At 60.8% G+C, this 24,270-nt stretch carries 26 protein-coding genes; 18 read left to right on the top strand and 8 right to left on the bottom strand.

Going from position 1 to position 24,270, the window contains the following annotated elements:
* Window positions 1-206: 206 nt before the first annotated feature.
* Complete coding sequence (locus D7X94_RS06310) at window positions 207-1,235, bottom strand: aldo/keto reductase (RefSeq protein WP_120426887.1); 1,029 nt, start codon at window positions 1,233-1,235, stop codon at window positions 207-209.
* Window positions 1,236-1,664: 429 nt separating this feature from the next.
* Between D7X94_RS06310 and D7X94_RS06315 the strand changes: the two genes are divergently transcribed.
* Together D7X94_RS06315 and D7X94_RS06320 are read left to right on the top strand one after the other, a co-directional pair.
* Complete coding sequence (locus D7X94_RS06315; protein ID WP_120426888.1) at window positions 1,665-2,147, top strand: RNA polymerase sigma factor; 483 nt, start codon at window positions 1,665-1,667, stop codon at window positions 2,145-2,147.
* The gene (locus D7X94_RS06320; protein WP_120426889.1) at window positions 2,147-2,659 is read left to right on the top strand and encodes a hypothetical protein; all 513 of its coding nucleotides are present in this window, start codon (window positions 2,147-2,149) and stop codon (window positions 2,657-2,659) included. Before D7X94_RS06315 ends, D7X94_RS06320 begins: the two co-directional genes overlap by 1 nt.
* 142 nt (window positions 2,660-2,801) lie before the next feature.
* Here the strand turns inward: D7X94_RS06320 and sigE are convergent, their stop codons facing one another.
* From sigE to D7X94_RS06335, 3 genes are all read right to left on the bottom strand, one after another.
* On the bottom strand, window positions 2,802-3,533 hold the full coding sequence (gene sigE, locus D7X94_RS06325) for an RNA polymerase sporulation sigma factor SigE (RefSeq protein ID WP_120426890.1): 732 nt from the start codon (window positions 3,531-3,533) through the stop codon (window positions 2,802-2,804).
* 89 nt (window positions 3,534-3,622) lie between these two features.
* Entirely contained in the window at window positions 3,623-4,462 is an 840-nt protein-coding gene (locus D7X94_RS06330; RefSeq protein ID WP_120426891.1) for a sigma-E processing peptidase SpoIIGA, read from the bottom strand.
* Between the two features lie 105 nt (window positions 4,463-4,567).
* A complete protein-coding gene (locus D7X94_RS06335) occupies window positions 4,568-4,807 on the bottom strand; it encodes a helix-turn-helix domain-containing protein (protein WP_120426892.1) in 240 nt (79 codons plus the stop codon).
* Between the two features lie 142 nt (window positions 4,808-4,949).
* On the opposite strand from D7X94_RS06335, the gene D7X94_RS18365 reads away from it, so the two are divergent.
* A complete protein-coding gene (locus D7X94_RS18365) occupies window positions 4,950-5,111 on the top strand; it encodes a hypothetical protein (RefSeq protein ID WP_158590918.1) in 162 nt (53 codons plus the stop codon).
* 189 nt (window positions 5,112-5,300) lie between these two features.
* Here the strand turns inward: D7X94_RS18365 and D7X94_RS06340 are convergent, their stop codons facing one another.
* The 4 genes from D7X94_RS06340 to D7X94_RS06355 form a co-directional block, all read right to left on the bottom strand.
* Window positions 5,301-5,918, bottom strand: coding sequence for a nucleotidyltransferase domain-containing protein (locus D7X94_RS06340; RefSeq protein ID WP_120426893.1), 618 nt, complete (start codon window positions 5,916-5,918; stop codon window positions 5,301-5,303).
* Between the two features lie 6 nt (window positions 5,919-5,924).
* The gene (locus tag D7X94_RS06345; RefSeq protein WP_120426894.1) at window positions 5,925-8,666 is read right to left on the bottom strand and encodes an alpha-L-rhamnosidase; all 2,742 of its coding nucleotides are present in this window, start codon (window positions 8,664-8,666) and stop codon (window positions 5,925-5,927) included.
* A gap of 580 nt (window positions 8,667-9,246) precedes the next feature.
* Window positions 9,247-10,215, bottom strand: a complete 969-nt coding sequence (locus D7X94_RS06350) for an ATP-binding protein (RefSeq protein WP_120426895.1) — start codon at window positions 10,213-10,215, stop codon at window positions 9,247-9,249.
* Between the two features lie 12 nt (window positions 10,216-10,227).
* Complete coding sequence (locus D7X94_RS06355) at window positions 10,228-11,313, bottom strand: DnaD domain protein (RefSeq protein ID WP_147401672.1); 1,086 nt, start codon at window positions 11,311-11,313, stop codon at window positions 10,228-10,230.
* A gap of 225 nt (window positions 11,314-11,538) precedes the next feature.
* Here D7X94_RS06355 and D7X94_RS06360 point away from each other — a divergent pair, with 225 nt between their 5' ends.
* The 15 genes from D7X94_RS06360 (at window position 11,539) to D7X94_RS06435 (ending at window position 24,266) form a co-directional block, all read left to right on the top strand.
* Complete coding sequence (locus D7X94_RS06360) at window positions 11,539-11,982, top strand: NfeD family protein (protein WP_243111218.1); 444 nt, start codon at window positions 11,539-11,541, stop codon at window positions 11,980-11,982.
* 7 nt (window positions 11,983-11,989) lie between these two features.
* Window positions 11,990-12,946: an SPFH domain-containing protein gene (locus D7X94_RS06365; RefSeq protein WP_442857888.1), complete on the top strand. Its 957-nt coding sequence runs from the start codon at window positions 11,990-11,992 to the stop codon at window positions 12,944-12,946.
* A gap of 629 nt (window positions 12,947-13,575) precedes the next feature.
* Window positions 13,576-14,001 (top strand): DUF4430 domain-containing protein, encoded by a 426-nt coding sequence (locus D7X94_RS06370; protein ID WP_120426898.1) that lies wholly within the window; start codon window positions 13,576-13,578, stop codon window positions 13,999-14,001.
* Window positions 14,001-14,492, top strand: coding sequence for a hypothetical protein (locus D7X94_RS06375; RefSeq protein ID WP_120426899.1), 492 nt, complete (start codon window positions 14,001-14,003; stop codon window positions 14,490-14,492). Before D7X94_RS06370 ends, D7X94_RS06375 begins: the two co-directional genes overlap by 1 nt.
* Before the next feature lie 189 nt (window positions 14,493-14,681).
* Window positions 14,682-15,155, top strand: a complete 474-nt coding sequence (locus tag D7X94_RS19040; RefSeq protein ID WP_243111211.1) for a DUF3795 domain-containing protein — start codon at window positions 14,682-14,684, stop codon at window positions 15,153-15,155.
* Complete coding sequence (pyrH, locus tag D7X94_RS06385) at window positions 15,146-15,850, top strand: UMP kinase (protein ID WP_120426900.1); 705 nt, start codon at window positions 15,146-15,148, stop codon at window positions 15,848-15,850. The genes D7X94_RS19040 and pyrH overlap by 10 nt, the downstream gene beginning before the upstream one ends.
* An 801-nt stretch (window positions 15,851-16,651) precedes the next feature.
* Window positions 16,652-17,206: a ribosome recycling factor gene (frr, locus tag D7X94_RS06395; protein ID WP_120427028.1), complete on the top strand. Its 555-nt coding sequence runs from the start codon at window positions 16,652-16,654 to the stop codon at window positions 17,204-17,206.
* 21 nt (window positions 17,207-17,227) lie between these two features.
* Window positions 17,228-17,935 carry an isoprenyl transferase gene (locus D7X94_RS06400; RefSeq protein ID WP_120426902.1) on the top strand — a complete coding sequence of 236 codons (708 nt, stop codon included), beginning with the start codon at window positions 17,228-17,230 and terminating at the stop codon, window positions 17,933-17,935.
* A 28-nt stretch (window positions 17,936-17,963) separates the two neighbouring features.
* Entirely contained in the window at window positions 17,964-18,800 is an 837-nt protein-coding gene (locus D7X94_RS06405) for a phosphatidate cytidylyltransferase (RefSeq protein ID WP_243111212.1), read from the top strand.
* A 12-nt stretch (window positions 18,801-18,812) separates the two neighbouring features.
* Window positions 18,813-19,394 (top strand): GNAT family N-acetyltransferase, encoded by a 582-nt coding sequence (locus D7X94_RS06410; protein ID WP_120426903.1) that lies wholly within the window; start codon window positions 18,813-18,815, stop codon window positions 19,392-19,394.
* Window positions 19,391-20,551, top strand: a complete 1,161-nt coding sequence (locus D7X94_RS06415) for a 1-deoxy-D-xylulose-5-phosphate reductoisomerase (protein ID WP_120426904.1) — start codon at window positions 19,391-19,393, stop codon at window positions 20,549-20,551. The genes D7X94_RS06410 and D7X94_RS06415 overlap by 4 nt, the downstream gene beginning before the upstream one ends.
* Before the next feature lie 10 nt (window positions 20,552-20,561).
* Window positions 20,562-21,623, top strand: coding sequence for a M50 family metallopeptidase (locus D7X94_RS06420; protein ID WP_120427030.1), 1,062 nt, complete (start codon window positions 20,562-20,564; stop codon window positions 21,621-21,623).
* A gap of 155 nt (window positions 21,624-21,778) precedes the next feature.
* The gene (gene ispG / locus D7X94_RS06425) at window positions 21,779-22,828 is read left to right on the top strand and encodes a flavodoxin-dependent (E)-4-hydroxy-3-methylbut-2-enyl-diphosphate synthase (RefSeq protein ID WP_120426905.1); all 1,050 of its coding nucleotides are present in this window, start codon (window positions 21,779-21,781) and stop codon (window positions 22,826-22,828) included.
* Complete coding sequence (locus tag D7X94_RS06430; protein WP_243111213.1) at window positions 22,825-23,652, top strand: alpha/beta fold hydrolase; 828 nt, start codon at window positions 22,825-22,827, stop codon at window positions 23,650-23,652. Before ispG ends, D7X94_RS06430 begins: the two co-directional genes overlap by 4 nt.
* A 17-nt stretch (window positions 23,653-23,669) precedes the next feature.
* A complete protein-coding gene (locus D7X94_RS06435) occupies window positions 23,670-24,266 on the top strand; it encodes a histidine phosphatase family protein (protein WP_120426907.1) in 597 nt (198 codons plus the stop codon).
* The last annotated feature ends 4 nt before the right edge of the window (window positions 24,267-24,270 follow it).

Here is a 24,270-nt window from a genome sequence, read left to right on the forward strand (position 1 = left end):
GGGGTTCCGAATACGTCGGAACCCCCGCTTTTCATAAGTCGGGAAAATTTATTGAACTTTTTTGTAATTTAGTCTTGACATTTGGCAAAAAGTCTCCCATAGGCGGTTTCGAGCGGAGCCATCTGAAAGCATAGGGGGCCATGCCGCCCGCAAAACCGAAAACGGCCGCCGGAAGTCGGAGGCCGCTTTTCCATCTCTGTCTGGAGCTATACCCGCGTTTTTCCGGCCAGGATGTTTTTATAATCCGCCAGGTTCTCTTTCAGCAAAGTAGGCGTATCCAGCTCATAGGGGCACCGGCCCTTGCACTGGCCGCATTCCAGGCAGTTTTCAATATTCAGCATCATCTTCTGGGCATCCGGAGTCAGCCAGTTGGCGGAGGGGCTGCGGCGGATGAGCTGGCTCATTCGGGCGCACTGGGGGATGTTGATCCCAGCCGGGCAGGGCAGGCAGTAGCCGCAGGACCGGCAGAAATTCCCGATGAGCTCCGCGCGGTCTTTCTCAATGGCCGCCTTCACGTCCGGGTCCTTCATAGTGGGGGGATTCTCTGTGTAAGAGAGGAACTGGTCCAGCTCCTCCTCCCGCTGGACGCCCCAGATGGGCAGGGCGTTCTCAAACTGGGCTTGCCAGGCGTAGGCTGCGGCGGCGTTGGTGATGAGCCCGCCGGAAAGGCCTTTCATGGAGATGAAGCCCACGTTGTTCTCTCGGCACAGGTTCACCAGGTCGATGTCCCTCTGGGTGGCCAGATAGCAGAAGGGGAACTGGAGGGTCTCGTAGAGGCCGGAGCGCACGGCCTCCTCCGCCACGCCCAGGCGGTGGTTGGTGATGCCGATGTGGCGGATCTTCCCCTGGGCCTTGGCCTCCTCCATGGCCTCATACAGGCCGGTGCCGTCCCCGGGCTTGGGGCAGAAGGCGGGGTTGTGGAATTGGTAGAGGTCGATGTAGTCGGTTTTCAGAAGGCGCAAGCTGGTCTCCAGGTCCTTCCAGAAGCCCTCTGCGGTGGTGGAGGGGGTCTTAGTGGCGATGAAGATTTTCTCCCGCACGTCGGAGAGGGCGAGGCCCATTTTCTCCTCGCTGTCGCTATAGGAGCGGGCGGTGTCGAAGAAATTCACTCCCGCGTCGTAGGCCTTGCGCAGGAGCTTTCCGGCGTACTCCGCGCTGACCCGCTGGATGGGCAGAGCGCCGAAGCCGTTTTTGCAGGCCACAATTCCCGTGCGGCCCAGGGTTACCGTTTTCATGGATATTCCTCCTTGTGGTTGAGATATGGGTCAAAGGGTTGACATTCTCAGAATAGCTGGTATAATAGAGAAAGAAGGGGTGCCACAGCAAGCGGCCAGCTCCGGATGTGAAACAGTTTCAGAAAGAAAACCGTCACTTGTGGGAGTGGCGGTTTTGCTTTTCAAAATTCCGCCTATTGAGCGCAGGCGCACCTAGCCAATCAGGGTAAAAGTTTTGTCCACTTTTTCAAAAGTGGTGGGGTTCTTAGGGGCAACGCCCCTAAGCCGCCGGAGGCCACTCCGTATCACTTCCCCAAAAGTATACCATATGAACCCCGCTCCAAGTCAAGGCGTTTCAAAAAATTTCCCCCAAAATGAGATATTTTTCCCCCAAAAGGGGTATTATGTGTGAAAGGCCTTTTAAAGCACAGCAAAGGGGGCACGAGCTCGATGACAGCCGAGGAATTCTCCGGCTACGTCCGGGAATACGGGGACATGGTGTACCGGGTGGCGCTGAACGCCTGCAAAAATCCCGCCGATGCCGAGGATATCCTCCAGACCGCCCTGCTCAAGCTCTACCGGGAAAAATCCCCCTTCGAGAGCCCAGAGCACGTCCGCCGCTGGCTCATCCGCGTGGCGGTGAACGAGGCCAAAAAACTGGCCCGGTCCGCCTGGTTGCGGAAAACCCTCCCCCTGGAGGACTACGCCGCGACACTGGAATTTCAGGCCCCGGAGGAGAGCGAACTCTTCCTCCAGGTGATGGCCCTGCCCGCCAAGTACCGGACGCCCCTGTACCTCTACTACTACGAGGGCTACCCGGTGAGGGAGGTGGCCGCCCTGTGCGGGCTGAAGGAATCCACCGTGCAGACCCGGCTGCAGAGAGCCCGGCAAGCCCTGAAACAAGCCCTGACCCAAATGGAGGAGGAATCCTGATGGAATTTTACACAGATCTCTATAAGCGCGCGTTTTCCAAGGTGAAGGCCTCCCCGGAAAAAATGCAGGAGGTAATCGCCATGACAGAGAACAAGAGAAAGCCCAGGAGGACCGCCCGGCGGATGCTGGCAGTGGCGGCCATCGCGGCCCTGGCCGTGCTGACGGCCGTGGGGGCCAGCGCGGCCCCGGGAGGGAATATCTTCACCCACGTCACCGCCTTTATGGGGTCCCCCCAGCAGATGCCCGAGACCCAGGGAGCGAAATGCCTGATCCGCATGGAAAACGGCCTGGGGGAAGAAGTGGAGTTCCTGGCGAACCGGGTGGAGTACAACCCGGAGGCCAACACACTGAAGGTCTGGGAGAATACGGTGGATGGAGACGAGATCTGGGTGACCCTCCCCCTGGACGAGAGCTTCCGCCAGTATGACAGCTTCGAGGAGATGCTCCGACGGGAGGGCGCGGTCACCGGCTCCGACCCGGACGGCTCCCGGTATGAGATCACCCCCGAATAGCCCGCAAAAAACCGCCGCTTGGGAAAAGCGGCGGCTTTTCTATACTTTTCTAGAGTGATACTGTGTGGCCTTCGTACGCACAGGTCGCGTCCCACCAACTTGACCTTAAATACCTGAGAAGCGGATTTTTTGAAGTGGTGAACTACCCCGCCTTTTCCAAATCCTTGCGCAGGCGAGTGATGATGCGTTTTTCTAGCCGGGATATGTAAGATTGGGAAATACCCAGTTCGTCGGCTACCTCCTTCTGAGTATGCTCTTTGGTGGACTCCAGCCCAAAGCGCAGCTGCATGATCTTTTTCTCCCGGGGGGACAGGCGGCTGACAGCGCTTAAAAGCATATCCCGTTCCGCTTCCTGCTCAATATCCCGGTTTACCGCATCGGGATCGCTGCCCAGAAGGTCCGAGAGCAGAAGCTCGTTGCCATCCCAGTCTACGTTGAGAGGGTCATCGATGGAGACTTCATTGCGCAGTTGAGAGCTTTTCCTCAGATGCATCAGGATTTCGTTTTCAATGCATCGGGAGGCGTAGGTGGCCAGCTTGATGTTTTTTTCCACCCGGAAGGTGTTTACCGCTTTGATGAGCCCGATGGTGCCAATGGAGATCAGGTCCTCCACGCTGGCGCCTGGGCTCTCAAATTTTTTGGCGATGTAGACCACCAGTCTCAGGTTGTGAGTGATGAGAGGCTCCCGGGCTCCGGGAACATTGTTGCGGATATTTTCCATCACCCGGCGCTCCTCCTCCTTGGTCAAGGGGGGCGGAAGGGTGTCCGGGCCGTTGATATAATGACAGGGGCCAGCCCCCCAATAGAGGAAAAAACGGCGGCAGATAGTTTGAACAAGGAGGATCACGGAAGAGACAAGGGAAGAGAGTATCATTATAGGTCATCCTTTCTCGGGAAGCCGCAGGAAAAAGGCATTCCCATCAGTAAATCATGAGGAGGGCAACAAGACGGTTTTGGGGAGTCTCAAGACAGGTTCTCGTCCGGAAAAAGCTCCGGATTGTACAGCGCGGAAAATTCTCCGGCGGAAAGAGGCGTGTCGGTAACGGCCAGATAGCACTCCAACTCCCGGCCGGTCGGGCACTGGATGATCCTGTCGGGTTTGAAGGCGGGCAGCAGGCCCCGGCCCCCCAGACTTTCGAAGGGTACCAGCCGCAAGCCGGATGGCAGAGGATTGCAAGCCGACAGCTCCCACAGAGAAGGGGGAGAAAGGTCTCCCAGGATCTTCTTTTGACAAACCACTACGGGCAATCCGGAAAAGGGCTCCCGCAGAGCGTTGCCGGTATCAGCTTTGGCAAAGAAGGACACCGTTTTTCCCTGGTGCTCGATCTGAAATTTCGATAGAGGAGGGGAGGAGTCCCTGAGGAAGAACCGTCCCAAAGCCCAGAAGAGAAAATAGGCCAGGCAGGTGGCGAAAAACAGCAGGGGCAGAGAGAGGTTAAGGTAGACGGAGCCGCCTACCAGCGCGAAATATCCGGGCGGGGCGAACTGCGTCACGAACAGCAGAAAGCCCGCCAGCAGGAAGGAAAACAGCCACATACACAGCCAGCACCGGAAAAAAAGACGGGGCTTTGCGGGAGAAAACGCCGCCCCTGCCGCAGCCAGGGCGCAGATCCCGCCCAGTATAGGTCCGGCAAAGCCTGGCAGGGGCAAAAGTCCCGAGAGAGAGCAGAAGGCCCCGGCCAAAGCCCCCAGCACCAGCCTTATCCCTGTGGTTTGCAGCCGGAGAAAGCGGCGGACGCAGCAGAGCAGGATATAGTCTATGTAGAGATTGACAATCACCAAAATGTCCGCGTAAACCGTCATGGCGCTCCCTCCCTGCCCTTCTATTATAGGACGTGCAGAGGGCTTGATTCTGTCATTTTCTGGCAGGCAATAAAAATTCTGTCAAAGAAAAAAGAGGCAGGGTTCTCAAGAACCGGCCTCTCTTTCGATTTCCGCCACAATGATGGACATGGGCACGCCCAAAGCGCCGCTAATGCGGAAAAGGGTTTCCAGAGTAGGCTTTCGTTCGCCGTTTTCGATGGCGCTGAGATGGGTGCGGCCGATGTCGGAAAGGCCGCTGAGCACCTCCTGGGTAAGCCCTTTTTCCCGGCGAAACCGGGCGATCACCTGTCCCACCAGCACCGGATCTAGCTGTGCCGCGCCCATGGCTATCACATTCCTTTCCCGATGTTTCCAGGGAATCCCCCCATTCAAATTGTAGTATACCTGGTGGAGAGGAATGAATACATATGTTGACAAATGAACACAAATGTTGTATATTTAGAAAAAAGACGAAAGGAATGGGAAAATGGATAACTGGCCGGCTTTATGGATGTTGGCAATGGCTTACCGGGGAGCCTTGGGGATTTTTCTGGGCTTTGGGGTCATGTGGCTGGCAAGGCAGGAGGAAAAAGAAAAAGCCGCAGGTCAAATCCGCGACCTGCGGCAAAAAGACGATAGACTGAAATAGAGCGGCGCTTGAAGTTAGAAACTACACCAATAGGCGTTTGTATTCCCCTTTCCAGCAAATTCAGCCGGGGAGAGGCGTTTTGAAAACTTGCCAATCACGAGATTGACGGCACGCAATCTGCACTGTCTGGCAAAAAATCTAACCGTGCCACTCTGCATATGTCCAGAGACGGAACAGGCGACAAGAAATTCAGCCTTTGTGCTCGCCTGTCACTTTCTTCAGGCACAGGACCCAGTCCTCCAGAGCAGAGGGGTCCTGCAGGGCGCGGGTATATCGGGCGAAGGTCTGGGGATAGGCGGTTTCCATCCATTTCAGGGACTTTTTTGGCCCCCAAAAGGGCTGGCCCACACTGTCGCAAAAGATTTCCAAACTGTCCACCAGCAGCCAATGCAGGCGGAACATTCCCTCCGGGTCACCCCGACGGGCGCGCAGTAGCATTTTTTCACACCAGGCAATTTCCTCCCGGACCTGCTCCGGATTTTTTGGGGGCAGATCCGCCGCGTAGGCCCGGATGCCCTCCATCAGCCTTGCGCCCAGTCCCTCCGGGTCGTAAAGCACTCGGCCGTGGAGGATAGGAAGAATCTCTTCCCAGTCCGGCTCCTCCCCGAAATGCTCCTTTGGATATACGAACAGGTCCAGCTGAACCCCGTTCACAAAGCCGGTGTCATGGCCGGCGGGCCCGGCTTCCGTCACCGCCAGGGCGTCGAAATCGCTGTGGATGCCGTAGGTACCGTCCGCGTAAGAGCCGTAGGCGATCACGGCGAGAGGCCGGTATGTTTCCTTAATATAGGCGAGGATTTCTTCCATTGCCGCTCAGAAAGTATAGCTTCCGGCGGTGAGCTTCTCCACCCGCCCGTCTGGCAGGATCAGGTCGGCGATGCAGTCAAAGGGCACGGTGACCGCGTAATGGAGGTCCTCCCCGTCATACCGCCAGCTCACCTCATAGAGCCCGGCGGCGGTGTCCATCTCCATCTCTACGCTGCGGATCCGGGGGTCCGGCATGGGGCAGATGGTGGCCCGCTTGTAGCCGGGGGCCTCCTCGGAGGGGTTCAGACCCGCCATGTTCCGGTACATCCAGTCCACAATGGAGCCGTAGGCGTAGTGGTTCAGGCTGTTCATGCCCGTGCCGCTGATGGAGCCGTCCGGCAGCAGGGAGTTCCACCGCTCCCACACCGTGGTGGCCCCCAGCTTCACCTCGTTGAGCCAGCTGGGGTAGTCGTCGTTGAGGAAGAGGGTGTAGGCCGTGGCGTTGGCGCCGTTGTCAGAGAGGGCCCGGCACAGGAAGGGCGTGCCGCAGAAGCCGGTGTCCAGGTGCCAGTTTTTGGCCTCCAGCCGGGCCATCAGCTGCCGGAGCACCGCATCCTTTTTGCCCTCAGGGTAGATGCCGAAGAACAGGCTGAGCACGCAGGCGGTCTGGGTGCCCTCGATCTTGAAGCTGCCGTCCGGGTTGAAGTATTCTTTTACAATCGCGCCCCGAATCTTCTTCGAGAGGGCGGCGTAATCGCCCGCGTCGCCGGCATAGCCCAGGGCCCTGGCGGCCTTCCCCGTGAGCTCTGTGGAGTAGAAGTAGAAGCAGCTGGCGGTGTACTCCAGGTCCGTGGCCCCGAAGGGATTCTCCGCGTCCTTGGGGTCCGGCTTGTCCAGGGCCAGCCAGTCTCCCAGCTGACGCCCCCGCAGCCAGAGGCCCCGGCCTCCGTCCAGCTCGTCGTCCTGGCGCATCCGCTCCACCCAGGCCTTCATCACCGGATACTCGGCCCGCAGCAGGTTCCGGTCGCCGTAGTTCTCGTAGACCGCCCAGGGCATCATGGTGGCCACGTCGCTCCAGATGGCCGCGCCCTTCCTGTTGCCGTGCTCAAAGCTGAAGTTCTCGCTGATCACCTTCACCGCGAAATCGTTCCGCTCCCCCTCGGGCAGGGCCTCCATGGCGGCCTGGAACTCCGGGTACTTGGCTACAGCGGCGGCAAACGCCTCCATATCCCCCTCCGGCAGGCTGACGAAGTCCGCCGGGTCCACATCAATGCCGGTGGAGCCGGGCTTGGCCTTTTTGGGGGCGGGCACATAGAAGGGCACGGCCCCGTCGTGGTATTCCTGCTCCTCCCGCACGTTCTCCATAAAGTGGTGGAAGAAGGCGGGCATATAGATGTTTTTGCAGGCCGTGGCGGAGATGATGGCCGCGTCGCCGGTCCAGCCCAGGCGCTCGTCCCGCTGGGGGCAGTCCGTGGGCAGATCCAGGAAATTGTCGAACTGGCCCCACATGGCGTTGTGGAACAGCTGATTCACCCGGGGGTTGTCCGTCTCGATGTGGCCGATGGGGTCGATGTCCGAGCGGATGTGGCAGGCGGCGAAGTCCCCGGGGCGCACGACCTCCAGGCCCTCCACCTTCACAAAGCGGAAGCCGTAGAAGGTGAAATGGGGCCGGACCCGCTGTGGTGTCCCATCGGAAACATAGATGTACTCGGCCTTGGCGGTGCGCAGGTTGTCCCGGTAGAAGCAGCCGTTCTGCATCACCTCGCCGTAGGTGAGGGTCACGGTCTGCCCGGCAGGGGCATCCACGGAGAACTCCACCCAGCCGGTCATGTTCTGGCCGAAGTCCAGCACGGTCTCGCCCTTGGGGGTATGGATCACCTCTATGGGGGCGAACTCCTTCTTCTTCACGATCTTGGGGCCCCGCCGCTCCACCAGAGGGGTGGCCTCTTTGCGAACCACCGTCCCGAAGCTCCGGGCGGCGCAGCCAGGGGCGGACCAGCCGGGAACCATCCGGTTGGCGTCGAAGTGCTCGCCGTCGTAGATATTGCTGAAGGTGACGGGGGAGGGGTAGGCCATCCAGGAGCCGTCCGAGGAGATCACCTCTTCGCCCCCATTGGCATAGGTGATGTGCAGCTCGCAGATGGCCTGCATGGTGTCGCCGTACAGGTCGTGGTAGCGGTCAAAGATCATGTCCCCCTTGTACCAGCCGGGGCCCAGGGCCAGGCCCATGGTGTTCTCTCCGGCGCGCAGCAGGTCCGTCACGTCGAAGGTCTGGTATTCCAGGGCGAAGTCGTAGCAGTGGTAGCCGGGCAGCAGGTATTCGTCCCCGGCCTTTTTTCCGTTGACCTCCAGCTCGTAGATGCCCAGGCCGCACACATAGGCCCGGGCGCTGGCGACCTCCCCCCGGAGGGAGAAATCCTTAGCCAGCAGGGGCTGGACCTCCTTGTCGCCGAAGGGGGCCTGGGCGGGGTCCGCGGCGATCCACTCCGCCTGCCAGGGCTCGTCCCGTTTGCCGGTCTCGAACCAGGAGGAGGCGCTGGCGGTGTCTCCGCCGTCTCCCCACACGATGACGGTCCAATCGTAGCGGGTGCGGGGGAGAAGGTCCAGGGGGGCCTCGAAGCCCAGGGAGGAGAGATCCTCCCTGCGGCCGCTGTCGTAGACGGTTTCGTCCCCAACGGAGACGGTGATCTGGGCGGCGGCCTGGACCTTGTCCGGGGTATCGGAGGCGGTCCAGGAGAACACGGGGCGGTCCATGGCGAGTCCCAGGGGCTGGACAACGTGGTTGGTGCGCAGATGGGTGAGTTTCATGGCTATCGTCCTTTCTTGGAGGAGACTTTCTTATAGTTTACACGAAACTGACGGAAAAGGGAAGAGCTTTTTTGGGGGATAGGAGGCTTTTTGGGAACGTGTTTTTTGAGTATGGGAAGGCCTTCGGCACACCGCGCCAAGCGAGGCGAAATGAGTAGGCTGGGTTTCGCGGTGGTGTCAAAAAGATAGACGCTCGCGCGGCTCGGTCTATCTTTCCGTTTCCGCCCCAGCCGTGAGACAGCTGTCTTTTGCTGCGCAAAAGTGCGGCGAAAACTCGGCCAAGCTGGGTGCGAACGCTCGCCGCTGGCTGGTTCCGGTACTAGGGGTGCTTTTTATTCTTGCAAAAAGCACCCCTCTTGGCGGACTCCGTCCGCCAATTCACCCTGCAAAAATTGCGCTTCTCAGGTGTTTAAGGTCAAGACCTTGGAGGCGCTGCCTCCAAACCACCGCACCCTTTGAAAAGGTTGACGAAACTTTTACGGTGGTTCGGTTAGCTCGTCAAAAAAACGTAAAACGTTCACGACGAACGAAGTGAGGAGTGGGTAAAAGTTTGCGGGGTGTGGGGCGGCGCCCCACGCTCTTAGCGCTGGCCGGTTTTCCGCTTCTGGATGCGCACGTCCCGCCCCCTGAACTCCAGCTTGCCGTAGCTCCCGGCGATCCGGGAGGCGAAGCGGGGGGAGTAGCGCCCCTCCAGCTCCTTGAGGGTCAGGTTGGTGGAAATGATGGTGGGGCACCCCGCTAGCATCCGGCTGTTCACCACGTCATAGAGGGCGGCGTTCACATAGGCCGAGGGGAACTCGGTGCCCAGGTCGTCCAGAATCAGCAGGTCGCAGGACTTCATCTGGTCCCCGGCGCCCTCCCCCTCCTGGCGGAAGCGCTCCTTCTCCAGGGCCATGGCAAAGCTCTGGGCGGAGCCGTAGACCACGCCGAAGCCCTTCTCCAGGGCCTCGTTGGCAATAGCCAGGGAGAGATGGGTTTTCCCCAGGCCCGTGCCCCCCTTGAAGAGCAGGCTGGGGGAGTCTCCCCGGAAGCGCTGGGCGTAGGTCTGGCAGGCCCGCAGAATCTCCGTCATCTGCCGGAGGGCCTCCGGGTCCTCCCGGTAATAGCCCAGGGAGAAGCTCTCAAAGGTGCTCTCCGCCAGGGGCAGCTTGCCGCTGAGCTGGCGGTAGGCCAGATTCTTCCGCAGCTGCTTGAGGCACCGGCACATGCGGCCGTCCACAAAGCCGGTGTCCTTGCAGTCTGGGCAGGCGTATCTGGGGGCCACGTCCTGGGGGGTGAGGCCGCAGGAGGCCAGAAGCTCCTCATATTCCCGGCTAAGGGTCAGCCCCCGCTCCTTGCGCTTCTCCAGGGCGGCGCGCACGTCCCCGCCGGAGACCACGTCCCGGCCCGCCTGGGCGGCGTTGGAGGCCATCTGGCGCTTCACCTCCAGGGCCCGGGGGCACCGGGCGTAGAAATCCTCCAAAGCGGCGGCGGCGGCGCTTTCCGCGGACTGCCTGCGCTGCTCTAGCTGGGCCCATGCCGCCTCGTTCACTTTTTTGTCGTATCCCATCCTTCGGCCTCCTTACAGATTCTCGGGAATGTCCAGCACGCTCATGCGCTCCAGCTCGTCAATGTCATAGCTCTGCTGGGAGGAAGCGGCCTTTTCCTTTTCCGCAGCGGCTTTCTGTCGGTGCGTTTCCAGGTCCTGCAGATTGCTGATCCCCAGGCTGTGCCAGCCGGAGAGGACCTTGTCCATATAGGAGGCGCTGAACTTCCCGGTATGGTCCGCGCAGGCCTCGTAGGCGGCCCCCAACATGTCCTGGCTGAACTCCCATTCGTACACCCAGCGGCAGGCCTTTTCCCCCTCGGACTTGCTGGGAGAGCGCTTGATGAGCCCGGCGGCGGCGGAAACCTTTCCCCAGGCCAGACGGCGGCGGCTGAGCTCCTGGAGCTTTTCCTCGGCGGCTTCAATGGAGAAAATCCCGCTTTCGGCCCAGTCCCGGGCCACGGAATCGATGTAGCTGGTGCCGGTGCGGCCCGCCTCCTGGGCGTAGTGCAGAAGCATGACGGTGACCTCCGGGGGCAGGCCATAGTCGTCGGTAATGGTGAGCAGCAGGGCGCTCATGGCGGGGGAGAGAGTCTTGCCCAGGGTGGCCTCCGCCTCCTGAAAGAGAAAACGGACCCCTTCCGACTCTTCCAGCCGGGCGGTGAGGTGGCCGCTGTCCGGGCGGAGGAGGCGCTGCCGGGGGGGCAGGGGCCTGGGCTCCGGATTCCCGCCGTTGGGGGCGGCGGGCTCCCCTTCTTGCATTTTTATAGGGGGGACGGGAGGCTCCCCTGGGCTCTGTAGGGGCTCCGGGAGCTTTCCGGCCTCTGGAGGCTGGAGCGCCGGCCCCTGGGGTTCCGGCTGGGGCATGGGGCGCAGGTCGCCCCCGCTGGCGGAGAGCAGGCCCCTGTCGCACCAGTAGTCCAGGGCGTCCAGGGCCCGGTCCAGGGGCATGTCCAGGCTTCCCGCGAGCTCTTCGGGGGAGAAGCCCTGACCGGCGTGGCGCAGGATCCAGAGGATGGCCTGCAGCTGCTCCTTGCCCGCCAATTTGATATGCTGGTCCACCAGCGCGCAGGGCACGGCGAACACCTGATTCCACATGCCCACGTCCAAACGATACTCCATCCTGGCTCCTCCATCCATTTCCTTTGCCTCCATTATAGTCAGATTGCGGGAGAATGTCAAATGGGGAAAAGGGGGGCAAAAGCCTTCCTTCCAGAAGCGAAACACCGTCAAAAAAGACATGCGGTTTGGATACTCTCTAAAATTTCTATTGCATTTTGAACAGAAAAGAGATATAATGATATTGTACAAAAATCTTCTGACTGTGAGGAGGGAAGTCCGGTGGAAATGATGGAGTATGTCTGGCTGGGCGTGACCATAGTGGCCGCTGTTGTGGAGGCCGCAGTGCCCGCGCTGGTGTCTATCTGGTTTGTGCCGGGAGGAATTCTGGCTCTGATTGCCAGCCTCTGCGGAGGTTCGGTTTTGCTCCAGTGCCTGCTGTTTTTAGGAGGTTCGGTGGCGGCCCTGGCCGTTACCAGGCCCCTGGCCAGGCGGCTGCATAAAGGCGGCGGAACCTCTACCAACGCGGACCGGGTGCTGGGCGAGGTGGCCGTGGTCACCGAAGAGGTGGATAACCTGCGGGAGGCCGGCCGGGTGTCCGTCCTGGGCAACAGCTGGGCTGCTCGCAGTCAAACTCCCGAGGAGGTCATTCCCTTGGGAGAAAAGGTAACCGTGGCGCGGATCGAGGGTGTAAAGCTCATCGTCGCGCCCCAAACAGAGGAGGGGAAATAGAATGAACATGCTGATGACTTTGGATATGCTCGCTGGAGGGTTCGACTTTGCCGCTTTGGGCGGAGCCCTGGTAGGGATTATTTTGATTGTGTTCTTGCTGCTTGTGGTGATTTCCAATATCAAAATCGTGCCTCAGGCCAACGCATACGTAGTGGAGCGGTTGGGGGCTTTCCATGCGGCCTGGAGCACGGGCCTGCACTTTAAGGTTCCCTTTATCGACCGCATTGCCAAAAAGGTTAGCCTGAAGGAGCAGGTAATCGACTTCCCGCCCCAGCCGGTGATCACCAAGGACAACGTGACCATGCAGATCGACACGGTGGTGTATTTTCAGATCACCGACCCCAAGCTCTATGCCTACGGGGTGGAGAAGCCTATCTCTGCCATTGAGAACCTATCCGCTACCACCCTCCGGAACATCATCGGCGACATGGAGCTGGACCACACTCTCACCTCCCGGGACGTGATCAACTCCAAGATCCGGGTGATCCTGGACGAGGCCACCGACGCCTGGGGCATCAAGGTAAACCGGGTGGAGCTGAAAAACATCATCCCTCCGGCGGAGATTCAGGACTCCATGGAGAAGCAGATGAAGGCCGAGCGGGAACGCCGGGCCAAGATTCTGGACGCCGAGGGCGAGAAGCGCAGTGCCATCCTGATCGCCGAGGGCCAGAAGGAGTCGGCGGTGCTTCGGGCAGACGCGGTGAAGGAGACCAAAATCCGGGAGGCCCAGGGCGAGGCGGAGGCCATCCTCTCCGTGCAGCGGGCCCTGGCGGACGCCATCAAGCTGATGAACGAGGCCAACCCCAGCGAGCGGGTCATCGCCCTGAAGAGCCTGGAGGCCTTCCAGGCGGCGGCGGACGGCCAGGCCACCAAGATCATCATCCCCTCCAATATCCAGGGCTTGGCGGGCTTAGCTGCTTCCATGAAGGAGATGTTCACAGACTTGCCTCAAGACCAAGACTAATCTAGGAAATCCCCGGTTCGCCGGGGATTTTTGCCTTTCCTGCCAAATCTTGACTTTCCCCGCGCCCTGTGCTATAGTTGAGGGCATTGGGACTCCGAGGTGCCCGCAGTACCGCTGCGGCCGAACACAGGAACAGGAGGACGCAGGTCCTCGGCCGGGGAATATCATAATCGCGTTGGCGGCTTGGCAGATGCCGGGCCGGCAGCAGGGATCGACTTGCCTGCGCGGTAATGACGCCCGCTTTCCCCGGCAGGTGAAAATCCCTGGCGAACCCGTCGCCGTGATGACGGAGCCCGTCCCCGCATCAGTAGCACAGCGCAAGACAATTCCATGATTCTTTGGGGCTGTTTTGAAGCTCAGGTCTTGAAATTCGGCTTTGTCGGATTCAAGGGTGCTTACGACAATCCACTGGCAGGGGCAGTATCTTTTTGCCGGGAAGGAGGGGACAGGCGCAGGGCCGTTTTTTGTGAAGCGCGCCCCTATGTCTAAGCCGAAAGACTTGCCCGGAGGGCCGGAGGATAGCTGCGGGTTCTCAGCGATTCCTCCAAGGGTCGGATTCGCCGGCCCCTTTGTCCGCCCCTTATCGGCGGACAGGCCGCCCCTAAAAATTTTTTAGGAGGCATTCTAGTATGGAGAAAACGCAAAAACCACAGATTCGGACCCTGGCCCTGCTGCTTGCTCTGCTGTTCAGCGCCGTGGTATTCGCGGGCTGCGGCAACGACGCAAAGTCCGGCCAGGAGTCCTCCGGCAGTGTTGGTTCCGCCGGAAAAACCATTGCCCTGACGGTTACCCACAAGGACGGCTCCACCAAGGAGTTCAACCTGGAAACCACAGAGGAAAACCTGGGCGCGGCCTTGCTGAACGAAGGCATCATCTCCGGCAGCGACGGCGAATACGGGCTGTTTGTCACCACCGTGGACGGGGAAACCGCCGATGAGGGCAATCAGGAGTGGTGGTGCTTGACTATCGCGGGGGAAACCGCTACCAGCGGCGTGGATTCCACCCCCATTGAGGACGGCGGAGTCTATGAACTCACTTTGACGGTGGGCTACTGATGAAACGGCTTCGGGGCCTGTGCGCCATGGCGATGATGGGCGTGGTGCTGGCTGTGTCCAAAGAGGCCCTGGCAGCTCTGCCCAATTTTGAGGCGGTAAGCCTCTTGACGGTCCTTTTCACCTTGAGTTTTGGCGGATGGGTGGTGGGGGCCCTGGGTGTGTTTCTGCTGCTGGAGGGCCTGCTCTACGGCTTTGGCATGTGGTGGATCATGTACCTGTATATTTGGCCCCTGTTGGCGGCGCTTACCTGGCTGCTTCGCCGGATGGACCGGGCATGGCAGTGGGCGATTTTCTCCGGGCTGTACGGCCTGGCCTTTGGAAGCCTCTGCTCGCTGGTCTATCTGCCGGTGGGGGGGGTGAAAATGATGTTCGCCTGGGTGGCAAGCGGGCTTCCCTTTGACCTGCTCCATGGGGGTGGCAACTTCCTGCTGATGCTGGTGCTGTACCGGCCCCTGCGCACGGCGCTGGGCAGACTGGACAGATTGATCTGATTTTATGGGGGCGTGGGCTCGCGGGCGGGCTTGCGCCCCCTTCTTTTTACTTGCAGGGCGTTGAAGCGGTCCGCCCGGGCGGGGCCGGGGCTTTCCGGCTTTTGGACGCTTTCTCCAAAAGTTTGGCTTTACAAATTTAGGAATATCATGTACAATGGGGATAATCACAGGGAAGGAGGGACCGGCGGAATGCATTCCTATTGCGGCATCGACTGCGGCCAGTGCTGGCGCGCGGACCAGTGTGCGGGCTGCCTCGCCACAGAGGGGAAGCCCTTTGCGGACGCGGGGGTCTGTCCCCTGGCGGCCTGCTGCCGGGAGAAGGGACAGGAGCGCTGCGGCCAGTGCGACGCCTGCCAGCTCAAGGACCGGCTGATCCGGGAGTTCAACGATCTAGGCATCCAGGATATGGAGGTGATCACCGGGCTGAACACCCTGCCCGGCAGCTACATCAACCTGGAATACACCCTGCCCGGCGGGCAGAAAGTAAAGCTCTTGGATGATAGCAAGGTCTATATGGGAAACCAGGTCTGTAAAGCGGGCAGCAAACGATGCTATGGCCTGGCGGCAGACGAGGACCATCTCCTGGTCTGTGAGTACGGCGAAAACGGTTCCGATCCCGAGATCATTATTTATAAGAAACGGAGTGTGGTAGGATGGCGCTGAAATACAAGCGGGTGCTCCTGAAGCTTAGCGGGGAGGCCCTGGCCGGGGACGCGGGCCACGGCATTGACTTCGACACTGTGGTGGAGATCTGCCGCCCGGTCAAGGCCCTCTGCGACATGGGCGCGCAGGTAGCCATTGTGGTGGGCGGCGGCAACTTCTGGCGGGGCCGCAGCAGCGGCAATATGGACCGCACTCGGGCCGACCATATGGGGATGCTGGCCACGGTGATCAACGCCCTGGGAGTGGCTGACGGGCTGGAGCAGCTGGGTCTCAGCGTGCGGGTGCAGACGGCTATCGCCATGCAGGAGCTGGCGGAGCCCTATATCCGCAACCGGGCGGTGCGCCACCTGGAGAAGGGCCGGGTAGTGGTGTTCGGCTGCGGCACGGGGAACCCCTTCTTCTCCACGGACACCGGCGCGGCCCTGCGGGCGGCGGAGATCGAGGCGGATATCATCCTGAAGGCTACCATGGTGGATGGCGTCTACGACCGGGACCCCAAGAAATACAACAACGCCCACAAGTATGAGACTCTGACCTTTATGGAGGTTCTGAACCAGAATCTTGCGGTGATGGACATGACCGCCGCCTCCTTCTGCAAGGACCGGGGGATCCCTTGGCTGGTGTTCAGCATAGAGGACCCGGAGAACATCGTGCGGGCCGTCACCGGAGAAGCCGTAGGCACACTGGTGCGGTAAGGTCGTGGGACGTAAGGTCTTGGGGACTCTGTCTCGCCTGCCGGCTCGGTCGGCTCGCAGCATGTCTGCCACTGGCAGACGCTCACCCCCAAACCCCTGCAACCTTTGATAAAGGTAAGACTTCGTAGAACGAAGTCTACGAAACTTTTACCCACTCCTCGCTTTGCTCGTCGTGAACGTTTTAAATGTTTTGACGAGCTAACCTAACAACCGTAAAAGTTTTGGCCGAGCTTTTTCAAAAGCTCGCAGGGTGTGGGACGGAGTCCCACGGTGTTGCCCTTGACCTTAACGCCTGAGAAGCGCATTTTTTGAAGGTGAATTGGCGCGCAGCGCCAAGAGGGAACTTTTTGCAAGAAAAAAAGTTCCCTAGTTCCGGAGTAAGCCAGCGGCAAACGTTCGCACCCAGCTTTGCAGAGTTTTGCGGAGCAAAACTCATGTCACACGGCGAAAACCGGCTAGCTCCTTACGCCAATGGTCGCGCCGTGTGCCCCGCTCGCATTTTGCGGCTCGCCGCAAAATGGCCGTGGGCAAACGGGCCTTGCCCGTTTGCCCGGCGGTTCGTCCTACGGACGAACCCGAGCGGGGTGGATGCGGAGAAAGCCATCTGAGCGCACGGGCGTACCAGACTTGGCAGAGTTTTCCGTAGGAAAACTCATGACACACCGAGAAACCCAGCTTGTGCCTCGCACATATTAGGCGCGGTGTGCTGAAATCTGGACGCACTAGTGCGCCCCAAAAACCCCCATATAAAATAATTAAAAGGAAAATAAATATAAAGAAAGGAAGAGAACCATGCCGGAAATGAAAGAAGTATTCGAGAAAGCGGAGAGCAAGATGAAGAAGGCCATCGGCCATTTGCAGGAGGAGTACGCGGCCATTCGGGCGGGGCGGGCCAATCCCGCCGTGCTGGACCGGATTATGGTGAACTACTACGACACCCCCACGCCCATCAACCAGCTGGCCGCCGTAGCGGTGACGGAGGCCCGGGTGCTCACCATCCAGCCCTGGGACGCCTCTGTGCTGCGAGGCATCGAGAAGGCTATCCAGACCTCCGACCTGGGTGTGAACCCCCAGAATGACGGCAAAATCATCCGCCTGGTGTTCCCCCCGCTGAATGAGGAGCGCCGCCGGGAGCTGGTGAAGGAGACCAGCAAGCTGGCCGAGGAGGCCAAGGTCGCGGTGCGCTCCATCCGCCGGGACGCCATTGAGAAGCTGAAGGATATGAAGAAAAAGTCCGAGATTACGGAGGATGACCTGAAACAGGCGGAGAAAAAGACCCAGGATCTTACGGATAAATACGTGAAGAACGCCGACGCCTGCGCTGCGGACAAGGAAAAGGAAATTCTGGAAATCTGACCGGAAAGGGCGGAAACCACCATGCCAGAGAGAGAAATCCCCGCCCATGTGGGAATCATCATGGACGGAAACGGCCGCTGGGCCAAAAAGCATTTTCAGCCCCGGTCCATGGGCCACCGGGCGGGAGCCCAAAATTTCCGCACCATCACCCGCTACGCCTCCAAGATCGGGGTGAAGCACCTGACCCTCTACGCCTTCTCCACGGAGAACTGGTCCCGTCCGGCGGAAGAGGTGGGGGCCCTGATGGGCCTCTTCAAGGACTACCTGCGGGAGGCCCTGCGGGATTTTATGGACGAGAACATCCGGGTGCGGTTCATCGGGGACGTGGAGGGCTTCGCCCCGGACCTTCAGGAGCTGATCCGGGAGGTGGAGGAGGCCTCGGCCCCCAAAACGGGCATGGTGCTGAACCTGGCAATGAATTATGGGGGCCGGGCGGAGATCGTGCGGGCGGCGGCCGCCTTCGCCCGAGATGCCCAGGCTGGCCGGGTAGCTCCCAGCCAGCTGGACGAGGGCCTCTTCTCCCGATACCTGTACACGGCGGGCCAGCCGGACCCGGACCTGATCATCCGCCCCAGCGGAGAGCAGCGGATTTCTAATTTTCTGCTGTGGCAGTGCGCCTACGCGGAATTCGTTTATTTTGACATTCTCTGGCCAGATTTCAAGCCCCAGGACCTGGACCGGGCCATTGACATCTATAACTCCCGCCAGCGGCGGTTCGGCGGGGTGTAGCTGGTTTGGGAAGAAAGGAGGAATTCGCTTGAAAAATCAGTCCTTGCTGCAGCGGGTTCTGTCCGGCATTGTGCTGGGCCTGTTCGCGGTGGCTGTCATTGTCTTTGACCGGATCTTTCCCCTGGCGCTGAATATTGCCGTGGCATTGATTTCCCTGGCGGCGGTGGAGGAGCTGGCAAGGGCCCTGGGCCTGCAACGCAAGTGGTTTTTGTATTTGCCCTCTTTGGCGGCATCGGCGGTAGTTCCTTTTTGCAGCGATGAAATCCAGTTCCTCGTGTACGCGATTTATACTCTGATTCTGTTCTCCGCTATGATCGTGTATCACAGCGAGACTTCTTTCAAGGAGGTCGCCGTGCTCTACAGCATGGCGGTGATGATCCCCTGCGCCCTGAACACTCTGGTGGCCCTGCGGGAGTTGAACCGGGCCCACGGTATGTTCTATGTGCTCATCGCGGTGCTGGCGGCCTGGGTGGCGGACATGGGGGCCTTCTTCGCCGGAAGCCTCTTCGGAAAGCACAAGCTCTGCCCGGAGATCAGCCCCAAAAAGACGGTGGAGGGGGCCGTCGGCGGCATGGCGGCGGACGTGGCGGTGATGCTGCTGTGCGGGGTCTGGTTTTCCATGGTGTTCTACCAGGGCCAGGTGGGGGTGAACTATCTGGCGCTGTTTATCATCGGCTTCTTTGGCTCGGTGATCTCCATTTTGGGGGACCTGAGCTTTTCCCTCATCAAGCGCAGCTGCCATATCAAGGATTTCGGCCAGGTGATCCCCGGCCACGGAGGCATTCTGGACCGGTTCGACAGCGTCATATTCACCGCGCCTTTCGTATATCTATTGGTGAGCTTCCTGCCCTTGGCAGGGGCTTAGAGAGAAATAACCATGGATATTAAGGCCCTGGTTCCCGGCATGGCGGGGGAGTTCTTCCGGTATTTCGAGGAGAGCGCGTTCCTGCCAGGGGACCCTCGGGCCAACTGCTATTGCCTGGAGAGCCATCTTTCCGACGAGGCCCGGTATGTGGAGGTCTTTGAGCGGCGCTGGGCGGCGAAACAGCTGATCGATTCCGGGCGGATGACCGGCTACCTCCTGTACGACGGGGAGCGGCCCGTGGGCTGGTGCAACGGGGGAGACAAGATGGACTACCGGCCCATCCGGGAGAACCCGGCCTTTTTTACCGGCGGACAGGGGCGGGGCCGGATCAGGATCCTCTACTGCCTGGATATCGCGGAGGGATATCAGGGAAAGGGCCTGGCCGGTCTTGTCATGGAGCGGTTTCTGATGGACGCCGAAGCCCAGGGCTACCGCTGGGCCGAGGGCTATCCCTTTGTCAACCGGGATTACCCCTGGCAGTACCGGGGGCCTGTGGGTTTGTACGAGAAATTCGGCTTCACCCGCTTTCAGGAGCGGCCGGGGTTTTACGTATACCGAAAGGAATTGGGCAGAAGGGAAGGGGACGCGGAATGAAAATGATTTCGATTTTAGGCTCCACAGGCTCTATCGGCACCCAGGCTCTGGAGGTGCTGGAGGGGTTGAAGGGCACGGAATGGGAGTGCCGGGTCGCCGTGCTGGCGGCTCATTCCAATGTGGAGCTTTTAGAGCGGCAGATCCGAGCGGTCCGGCCGCAGGCCGCGGCCCTTTTTGACCCCGCCGCCGCTAAGGACCTCCGGGAACGCACCCGGGACCTGGGCCTGCCGGTGCTCTCCGGGATGGAAGGGCTCTGCCAGGCGGCTTCTTGGGAAGGGGCGGACCTGGTGCTGAACGCCGTGGTGGGCATGGTGGGCCTGGAACCCACATTGAACGCTATCGCCGCAGGAAAGGACGTGGCTCTGGCCAATAAGGAGACGCTGGTGGCGGGGGGCGCGCTGGTAATGGAAGCGGCGCGGAAGCATTCCGTGTCCATTCTGCCGGTGGACAGCGAGCACTCGGCCATATTTCAGTGCCTGCGGGGGAACAATGAAAATCAGGTGGAGAAAATTCTGCTCACCGCCTCGGGCGGACCCTTCTTTGGCCGTAGCCGCAGGGAGCTGGAATCGGTGACGCCCAAAGAGGCCCTGGCCCACCCCAACTGGTCCATGGGGGCCAAGGTGACCATCGATTCCGCCACCATGATGAACAAGGGCCTGGAGGTCATGGAGGCTTCCTGGCTTTTTGCCGTACCGCCGGAGAAAATCCAGGTGGTGGTCCACCGGGAGAGCATCGTCCACTCCATGGTGGAATTTCTGGACCACGGGATCATTGCCCAGCTGGGCACGCCGGATATGCGCCTGCCCATCCAGTACGCCCTGACCTATCCCCGCCGGGTCCCCGGCCCTATGAAGGAGCTGGACCTGTTCGCCCTGGGAAAGCTCACCTTCTATCCCCCGGAGCGGGAGGCGTTCCCCTGCCTGGACATCGCGGTGGAGGCATTGAAGCGGGGCGGGCTGGTCCCTGCCGCCGTGAACGGGGCCAACGAGCAGGCCGTGGGGGCGTTCCTGCGGGGGGAGATCGGATTTTTGGAGATCCCGGCTCTGGTAGAGGAGGCCTCGGTGCGCCAGAAGGCGGATTCCCCTGTTAGTCTGGAGGCAGTCCTAGAGGCGGACCGGGCTGCACGAGAATTTGTGGATTCGAAACGAAGGAGATGATTGCTTGCAGGTGTTAAGCACAGCCCTATTGATAGTCATTGCCGTTCTGCTCTTTGGATTTCTGATCTTTTTTCACGAGTTGGGCCATTTCTTATTGGCGAAGCTCTCCGGAATCCGGGTAAACGAATTTGCTCTGGGTATGGGGCCAAGGCTGTTTGGATTCCGCCGGGGTGAGACGGAGTATGCCCTGCGTCTTTTGCCTATCGGCGGCTTCTGCGCCATGGAGGGGGAGGACGAGGCCAGCGGAGACGAACGGGCCTTTGGCAATAAGCCCGTGTGGAAGCGGATTTTGGTTGTGGCGGCGGGAGGAATTTTTAATATTTTCTTGGGTTTTGTGCTGATGCTTGGGGTGCTAGCTCCTCAAAAAATTTATGCTACCACCGTCATTTCCCAGTTTACAGAGGATTCGGCCACATCCGCCGCCGGGGCTCAGGCCGGGGACCGGATCGTGGAGATCGATGGTTACGCCATCTACACCGACCGGGATCTGTCCTTCGCTATGGCCTTGGCCGACCCGAAAGCCATTGGCATGGTGGTGGAGCGGGACGGCCGGCGGATTGGTCTGGGGCAGTTTGCCATGAACACCCAGACCCTGGAGGACGGCACGGAGGTGGTGGCCCTGGACTTTTACGTCCGGCCGGAGGAGCGGAGCTTTTTCGGCTTGCTGGGCCGGGCCGGGGCGGACACCTTCTCCATGGCTCGGATGGTGGTGGAGAGCCTGAAGGGGCTGCTCACCGGGCGCTTTGGGCTCAATGAGGTGGCAGGCCCGGTAGGAACGGCCCAGGCAATTTCCCAGGTGGCGGGAGCGGGGCTCAGCCAGGGCTTCGGCCAGGCTGTGAGCAATATTGTGGTAATGATGATTATGATTACGGTTAATCTGGGGATCATCAACCTGCTCCCCCTGCCCGCTCTGGACGGGGGGCGGCTGCTCTTCCTCATCTGGGAGGGCTTAACCCGTAAGCCGGTGCCCCCCAAATACGAAGGATACGTCCACGCGGCGGGATTTGCCCTGTTGTTGGGGCTGATGGTGCTGGTCACTTTCCATGATGTTTGGAGGATTATTACAGGGTAACGTGGATTCTACCTGGCCCCGCCCCGTCTGGCAGGAAATTTTTCCTGCCAGACCAAGGAGCGGACAGGCCGGCTTGCCGGTCCGTTCGCTCCTTGCAAACGCTTTGCGTTTGGGGGCGGGGAAAGGGATGTATTCCCACAGAAAGGAACATGCAGATGGATAGAAGAAATTCCCGGCAGATAATAGCTGGCGGGGTGAGAATCGGAGGCGGCGCGCCGGTGACGGTCCAGTCTATGCTTAGTACTCCCTCCACGGATCTTCCGGGCAGCGTGGCCCAGGCCAAGGCCCTGGAGCGGGCTGGGTGCCAGATCCTGCGTATCGCCATCCCGGACATGGCGGCGGTACGGGAGCTGATCCCCGCCGTGAAGGAGGCCGTGAACATTCCCGTGGTGGCGGACATCCACTTTGACTATAAGCTAGCCCTGGAGTCCGCTGCGGCGGGCATCGACAAGATCCGCATCAACCCAGGCAATATCGGGGATGACAGCCGGGTGAAGGCCGTGGCCCAGGCCTGCCGCCAGCGGGGCATCCCCATCCGGGTGGGAGTGAACGACGGCTCCTTGGAAAAGCACATCCTGGCCAAATATGGACACCCCACTCCAGAGGCCTTGTGCGAGAGCGCCCTCTACCATGTCTCCCTTCTGGAAAAATTCGACTTCTCGGACATCGTCATCTCCATGAAGGCCTCCTCCGTGTACTTCACCATGCGGGCCTATGAGCTGGTGGCGGAGCGTTGCGGCTACCCCCTGCACCTGGGCATTACCCACGCGGGCACGGCCCGGATGGGCGTGGTCAAGTCCGCCATCGGCATCGGCGGGCTTCTGCGGCAGGGCATCGGGGACACCCTGCGGGTCTCTTTGGCGGCGGACCCCGTGGAGGAGGTCCGGGCGGGGAGCGATATCCTCCGGGCCCTGGGCCTGCGCCGGGGCGTGCGGCTCATCGCCTGCCCCACCTGCGGCCGCACCCGCATCGACCTCATCCCCCTGGCAAACCGGGTGGAGGAGGCCCTCTCCCGTTGCGAAAAGGACATCACCGTGGCGGTGATGGGCTGTGCGGTAAACGGCCCCGGCGAGGCCAGAGAGGCCGACGTGGGCATCGCCGGAGGCAAAGGGGAGGGCCTGATCTTCCGGAAGGGGGAAATTCTGCGCAAGGTGCCGGAGAACCGCCTGCTGGACGAGCTCCTGGCGGAGATCGAGAAGCTATGAGGAGCATGGAAGAAAAGATCCTCTCCACGCCGGCGGGAGAGATCCACTATTGGACCAGCCGGACAGAGGAGGACCGCTCCTGGCTGGTGATGCTGCCGGGGCTCACGGCGGACCATCGCCTCTTTGACAAGCAGATCGAGGGCTTTCAGGGGGACTACCGCTGCATGGTCTGGGACGCCCCCGCCCACGGAAGCTCCCGGCCTTTCCCCCTGGATTTCCTGATGGACGATCTGACCGGCTTTCTGGACCGGATTTTCCAGAAGGAGGGGATCCAGAATCCCCTTCTGATCGGCCAGTCCATGGGCGGCTACATCGCCCAGGCATTTATCCGGCGGTTCCCCGGCAGGGCGGCGGGCTTTGTCTCCATCGATTCCGCGCCCCTGAGCCGAAGCTATTTTTCCGGCTGGGAGCTGGCGCTTTTGAAGCACGCCACATGGATGTACCGCAGCATTCCCTGGCGTCTCCTGGTAAAAATCGGGTCGGAGGGCACGGCCACCTCCCCCTATGGGCGGGCGCTAATGGGGGAGATGATGGAATCCTACGAGAAGGGGGAGTACTGCGCCCTGGCGGGCCACGGCTACCGGCTGCTGGCGCTGGCGGTGGAGGCTCACGGGGACAGGGAGCCGGACTGCTCCACCCTTCTGCTCTGCGGGGAGAGGGACGGGGCCGGATCCTCCCGGCGCTACAACCGGGCCTGGACAAAGCGCACGGGCTTCCCCCTGGTCTGGCTGAAGGGCGCGGGGCACAACTCCAACACCGACGCGCCCGAGGAGGTAAACCGCCGGATCGACGGCTTTGCCCGGGAAATTTTCGCCCGGAGATAAGAAGAGAGGGGATTCCCATGAAGCAGATCATCACCATCCAGCACTGCCAGTCGGAGCAGCACGTGAACGGCATGATGGGGCCCCTCACGGACCTGGGCCGGGAGCAGGCCGGGCGGCTGGGAGAGCGGCTGGGGGTGGAGCTGGCGGGCCAGTCCGTGAAGCTCTATTCCTCGGACCTGAAGCGGGCCGCTGAGACCGTCGCGCCTCTGGGGGAGAGGCTGGGCGTTTTGGTGGAGTACCGCCGGGAGCTGCGGGAGAAGAACTTCGGGCCGCTGGTAGACGGGAAAACCAAGGAATGGTATCGGGAACACTGCGACAATTTCGGAAACGGGATTGACGACCGGTGCATTTCCGGCGCGGAGACCAAGCGGGAGATGTACGAGCGCCTCATGCCCTTCTGCCGGGAGGTCCTGGACCGCCCGGAGGACACGGTGGTTCTGGTGTCCCACGGCGGGCTTCTGAGCGTGTGGAACATCCTGTGGCTGGGCCTGCCCACGGAGGCCATGAACCGCTGCGGCATCTTCGGCAGGGCCGGGGCCGTGGGAGTGTTCGATGTGTTCGAGGGCTGGGAGCGGCGCATTCTGCGCATCGGGGATCTGTCCTATATCAATTGACACG

The organism is Acutalibacter sp. 1XD8-33 (genome assembly GCF_003612555.1).
Classification (GTDB): domain Bacteria; phylum Bacillota; class Clostridia; order Oscillospirales; family Acutalibacteraceae; genus Acutalibacter.

Coding starts and splice junctions, on each gene's coding strand:
- D7X94_RS06310 (WP_120426887.1), bottom strand. CDS start 1,235: ATGAAAACGGTAACCCTGGGCCGCACGGGAATTGTGGCCTGCAAAAAC.
- D7X94_RS06335 (WP_120426892.1), bottom strand. CDS start 4,807: ATGGGCGCGGCACAGCTAGATCCGGTGCTGGTGGGACAGGTGATCGCC.
- D7X94_RS06345 (WP_120426894.1), bottom strand. CDS start 8,666: ATGAAACTCACCCATCTGCGCACCAACCACGTTGTCCAGCCCCTGGGA.
- D7X94_RS06315 (WP_120426888.1), top strand. CDS start 1,665: ATGACAGCCGAGGAATTCTCCGGCTACGTCCGGGAATACGGGGACATG.
- D7X94_RS06430 (WP_243111213.1), top strand. CDS start 22,825: ATGAGGAGCATGGAAGAAAAGATCCTCTCCACGCCGGCGGGAGAGATC.
- ispG (WP_120426905.1), top strand. CDS start 21,779: ATGGATAGAAGAAATTCCCGGCAGATAATAGCTGGCGGGGTGAGAATC.
- D7X94_RS06400 (WP_120426902.1), top strand. CDS start 17,228: ATGCCAGAGAGAGAAATCCCCGCCCATGTGGGAATCATCATGGACGGA.
- D7X94_RS06415 (WP_120426904.1), top strand. CDS start 19,391: ATGAAAATGATTTCGATTTTAGGCTCCACAGGCTCTATCGGCACCCAG.
- D7X94_RS06365 (WP_442857888.1), top strand. CDS start 11,990: ATGCTGATGACTTTGGATATGCTCGCTGGAGGGTTCGACTTTGCCGCT.
- D7X94_RS06320 (WP_120426889.1), top strand. CDS start 2,147: ATGGAATTTTACACAGATCTCTATAAGCGCGCGTTTTCCAAGGTGAAG.
- frr (WP_120427028.1), top strand. CDS start 16,652: ATGAAAGAAGTATTCGAGAAAGCGGAGAGCAAGATGAAGAAGGCCATC.
- D7X94_RS19040 (WP_243111211.1), top strand. CDS start 14,682: ATGCATTCCTATTGCGGCATCGACTGCGGCCAGTGCTGGCGCGCGGAC.
- D7X94_RS06340 (WP_120426893.1), bottom strand. CDS start 5,918: ATGGAAGAAATCCTCGCCTATATTAAGGAAACATACCGGCCTCTCGCC.
- sigE (WP_120426890.1), bottom strand. CDS start 3,533: ATGATACTCTCTTCCCTTGTCTCTTCCGTGATCCTCCTTGTTCAAACT.
- D7X94_RS06350 (WP_120426895.1), bottom strand. CDS start 10,215: ATGGGATACGACAAAAAAGTGAACGAGGCGGCATGGGCCCAGCTAGAG.
- pyrH (WP_120426900.1), top strand. CDS start 15,146: ATGGCGCTGAAATACAAGCGGGTGCTCCTGAAGCTTAGCGGGGAGGCC.
- D7X94_RS06360 (WP_243111218.1), top strand. CDS start 11,539: ATGATGGAGTATGTCTGGCTGGGCGTGACCATAGTGGCCGCTGTTGTG.
- D7X94_RS06435 (WP_120426907.1), top strand. CDS start 23,670: ATGAAGCAGATCATCACCATCCAGCACTGCCAGTCGGAGCAGCACGTG.
- D7X94_RS06355 (WP_147401672.1), bottom strand. CDS start 11,313: ATGGAGTATCGTTTGGACGTGGGCATGTGGAATCAGGTGTTCGCCGTG.
- D7X94_RS18365 (WP_158590918.1), top strand. CDS start 4,950: ATGGATAACTGGCCGGCTTTATGGATGTTGGCAATGGCTTACCGGGGA.
- D7X94_RS06370 (WP_120426898.1), top strand. CDS start 13,576: ATGGAGAAAACGCAAAAACCACAGATTCGGACCCTGGCCCTGCTGCTT.
- D7X94_RS06375 (WP_120426899.1), top strand. CDS start 14,001: ATGAAACGGCTTCGGGGCCTGTGCGCCATGGCGATGATGGGCGTGGTG.
- D7X94_RS06410 (WP_120426903.1), top strand. CDS start 18,813: ATGGATATTAAGGCCCTGGTTCCCGGCATGGCGGGGGAGTTCTTCCGG.
- D7X94_RS06330 (WP_120426891.1), bottom strand. CDS start 4,462: ATGACGGTTTACGCGGACATTTTGGTGATTGTCAATCTCTACATAGAC.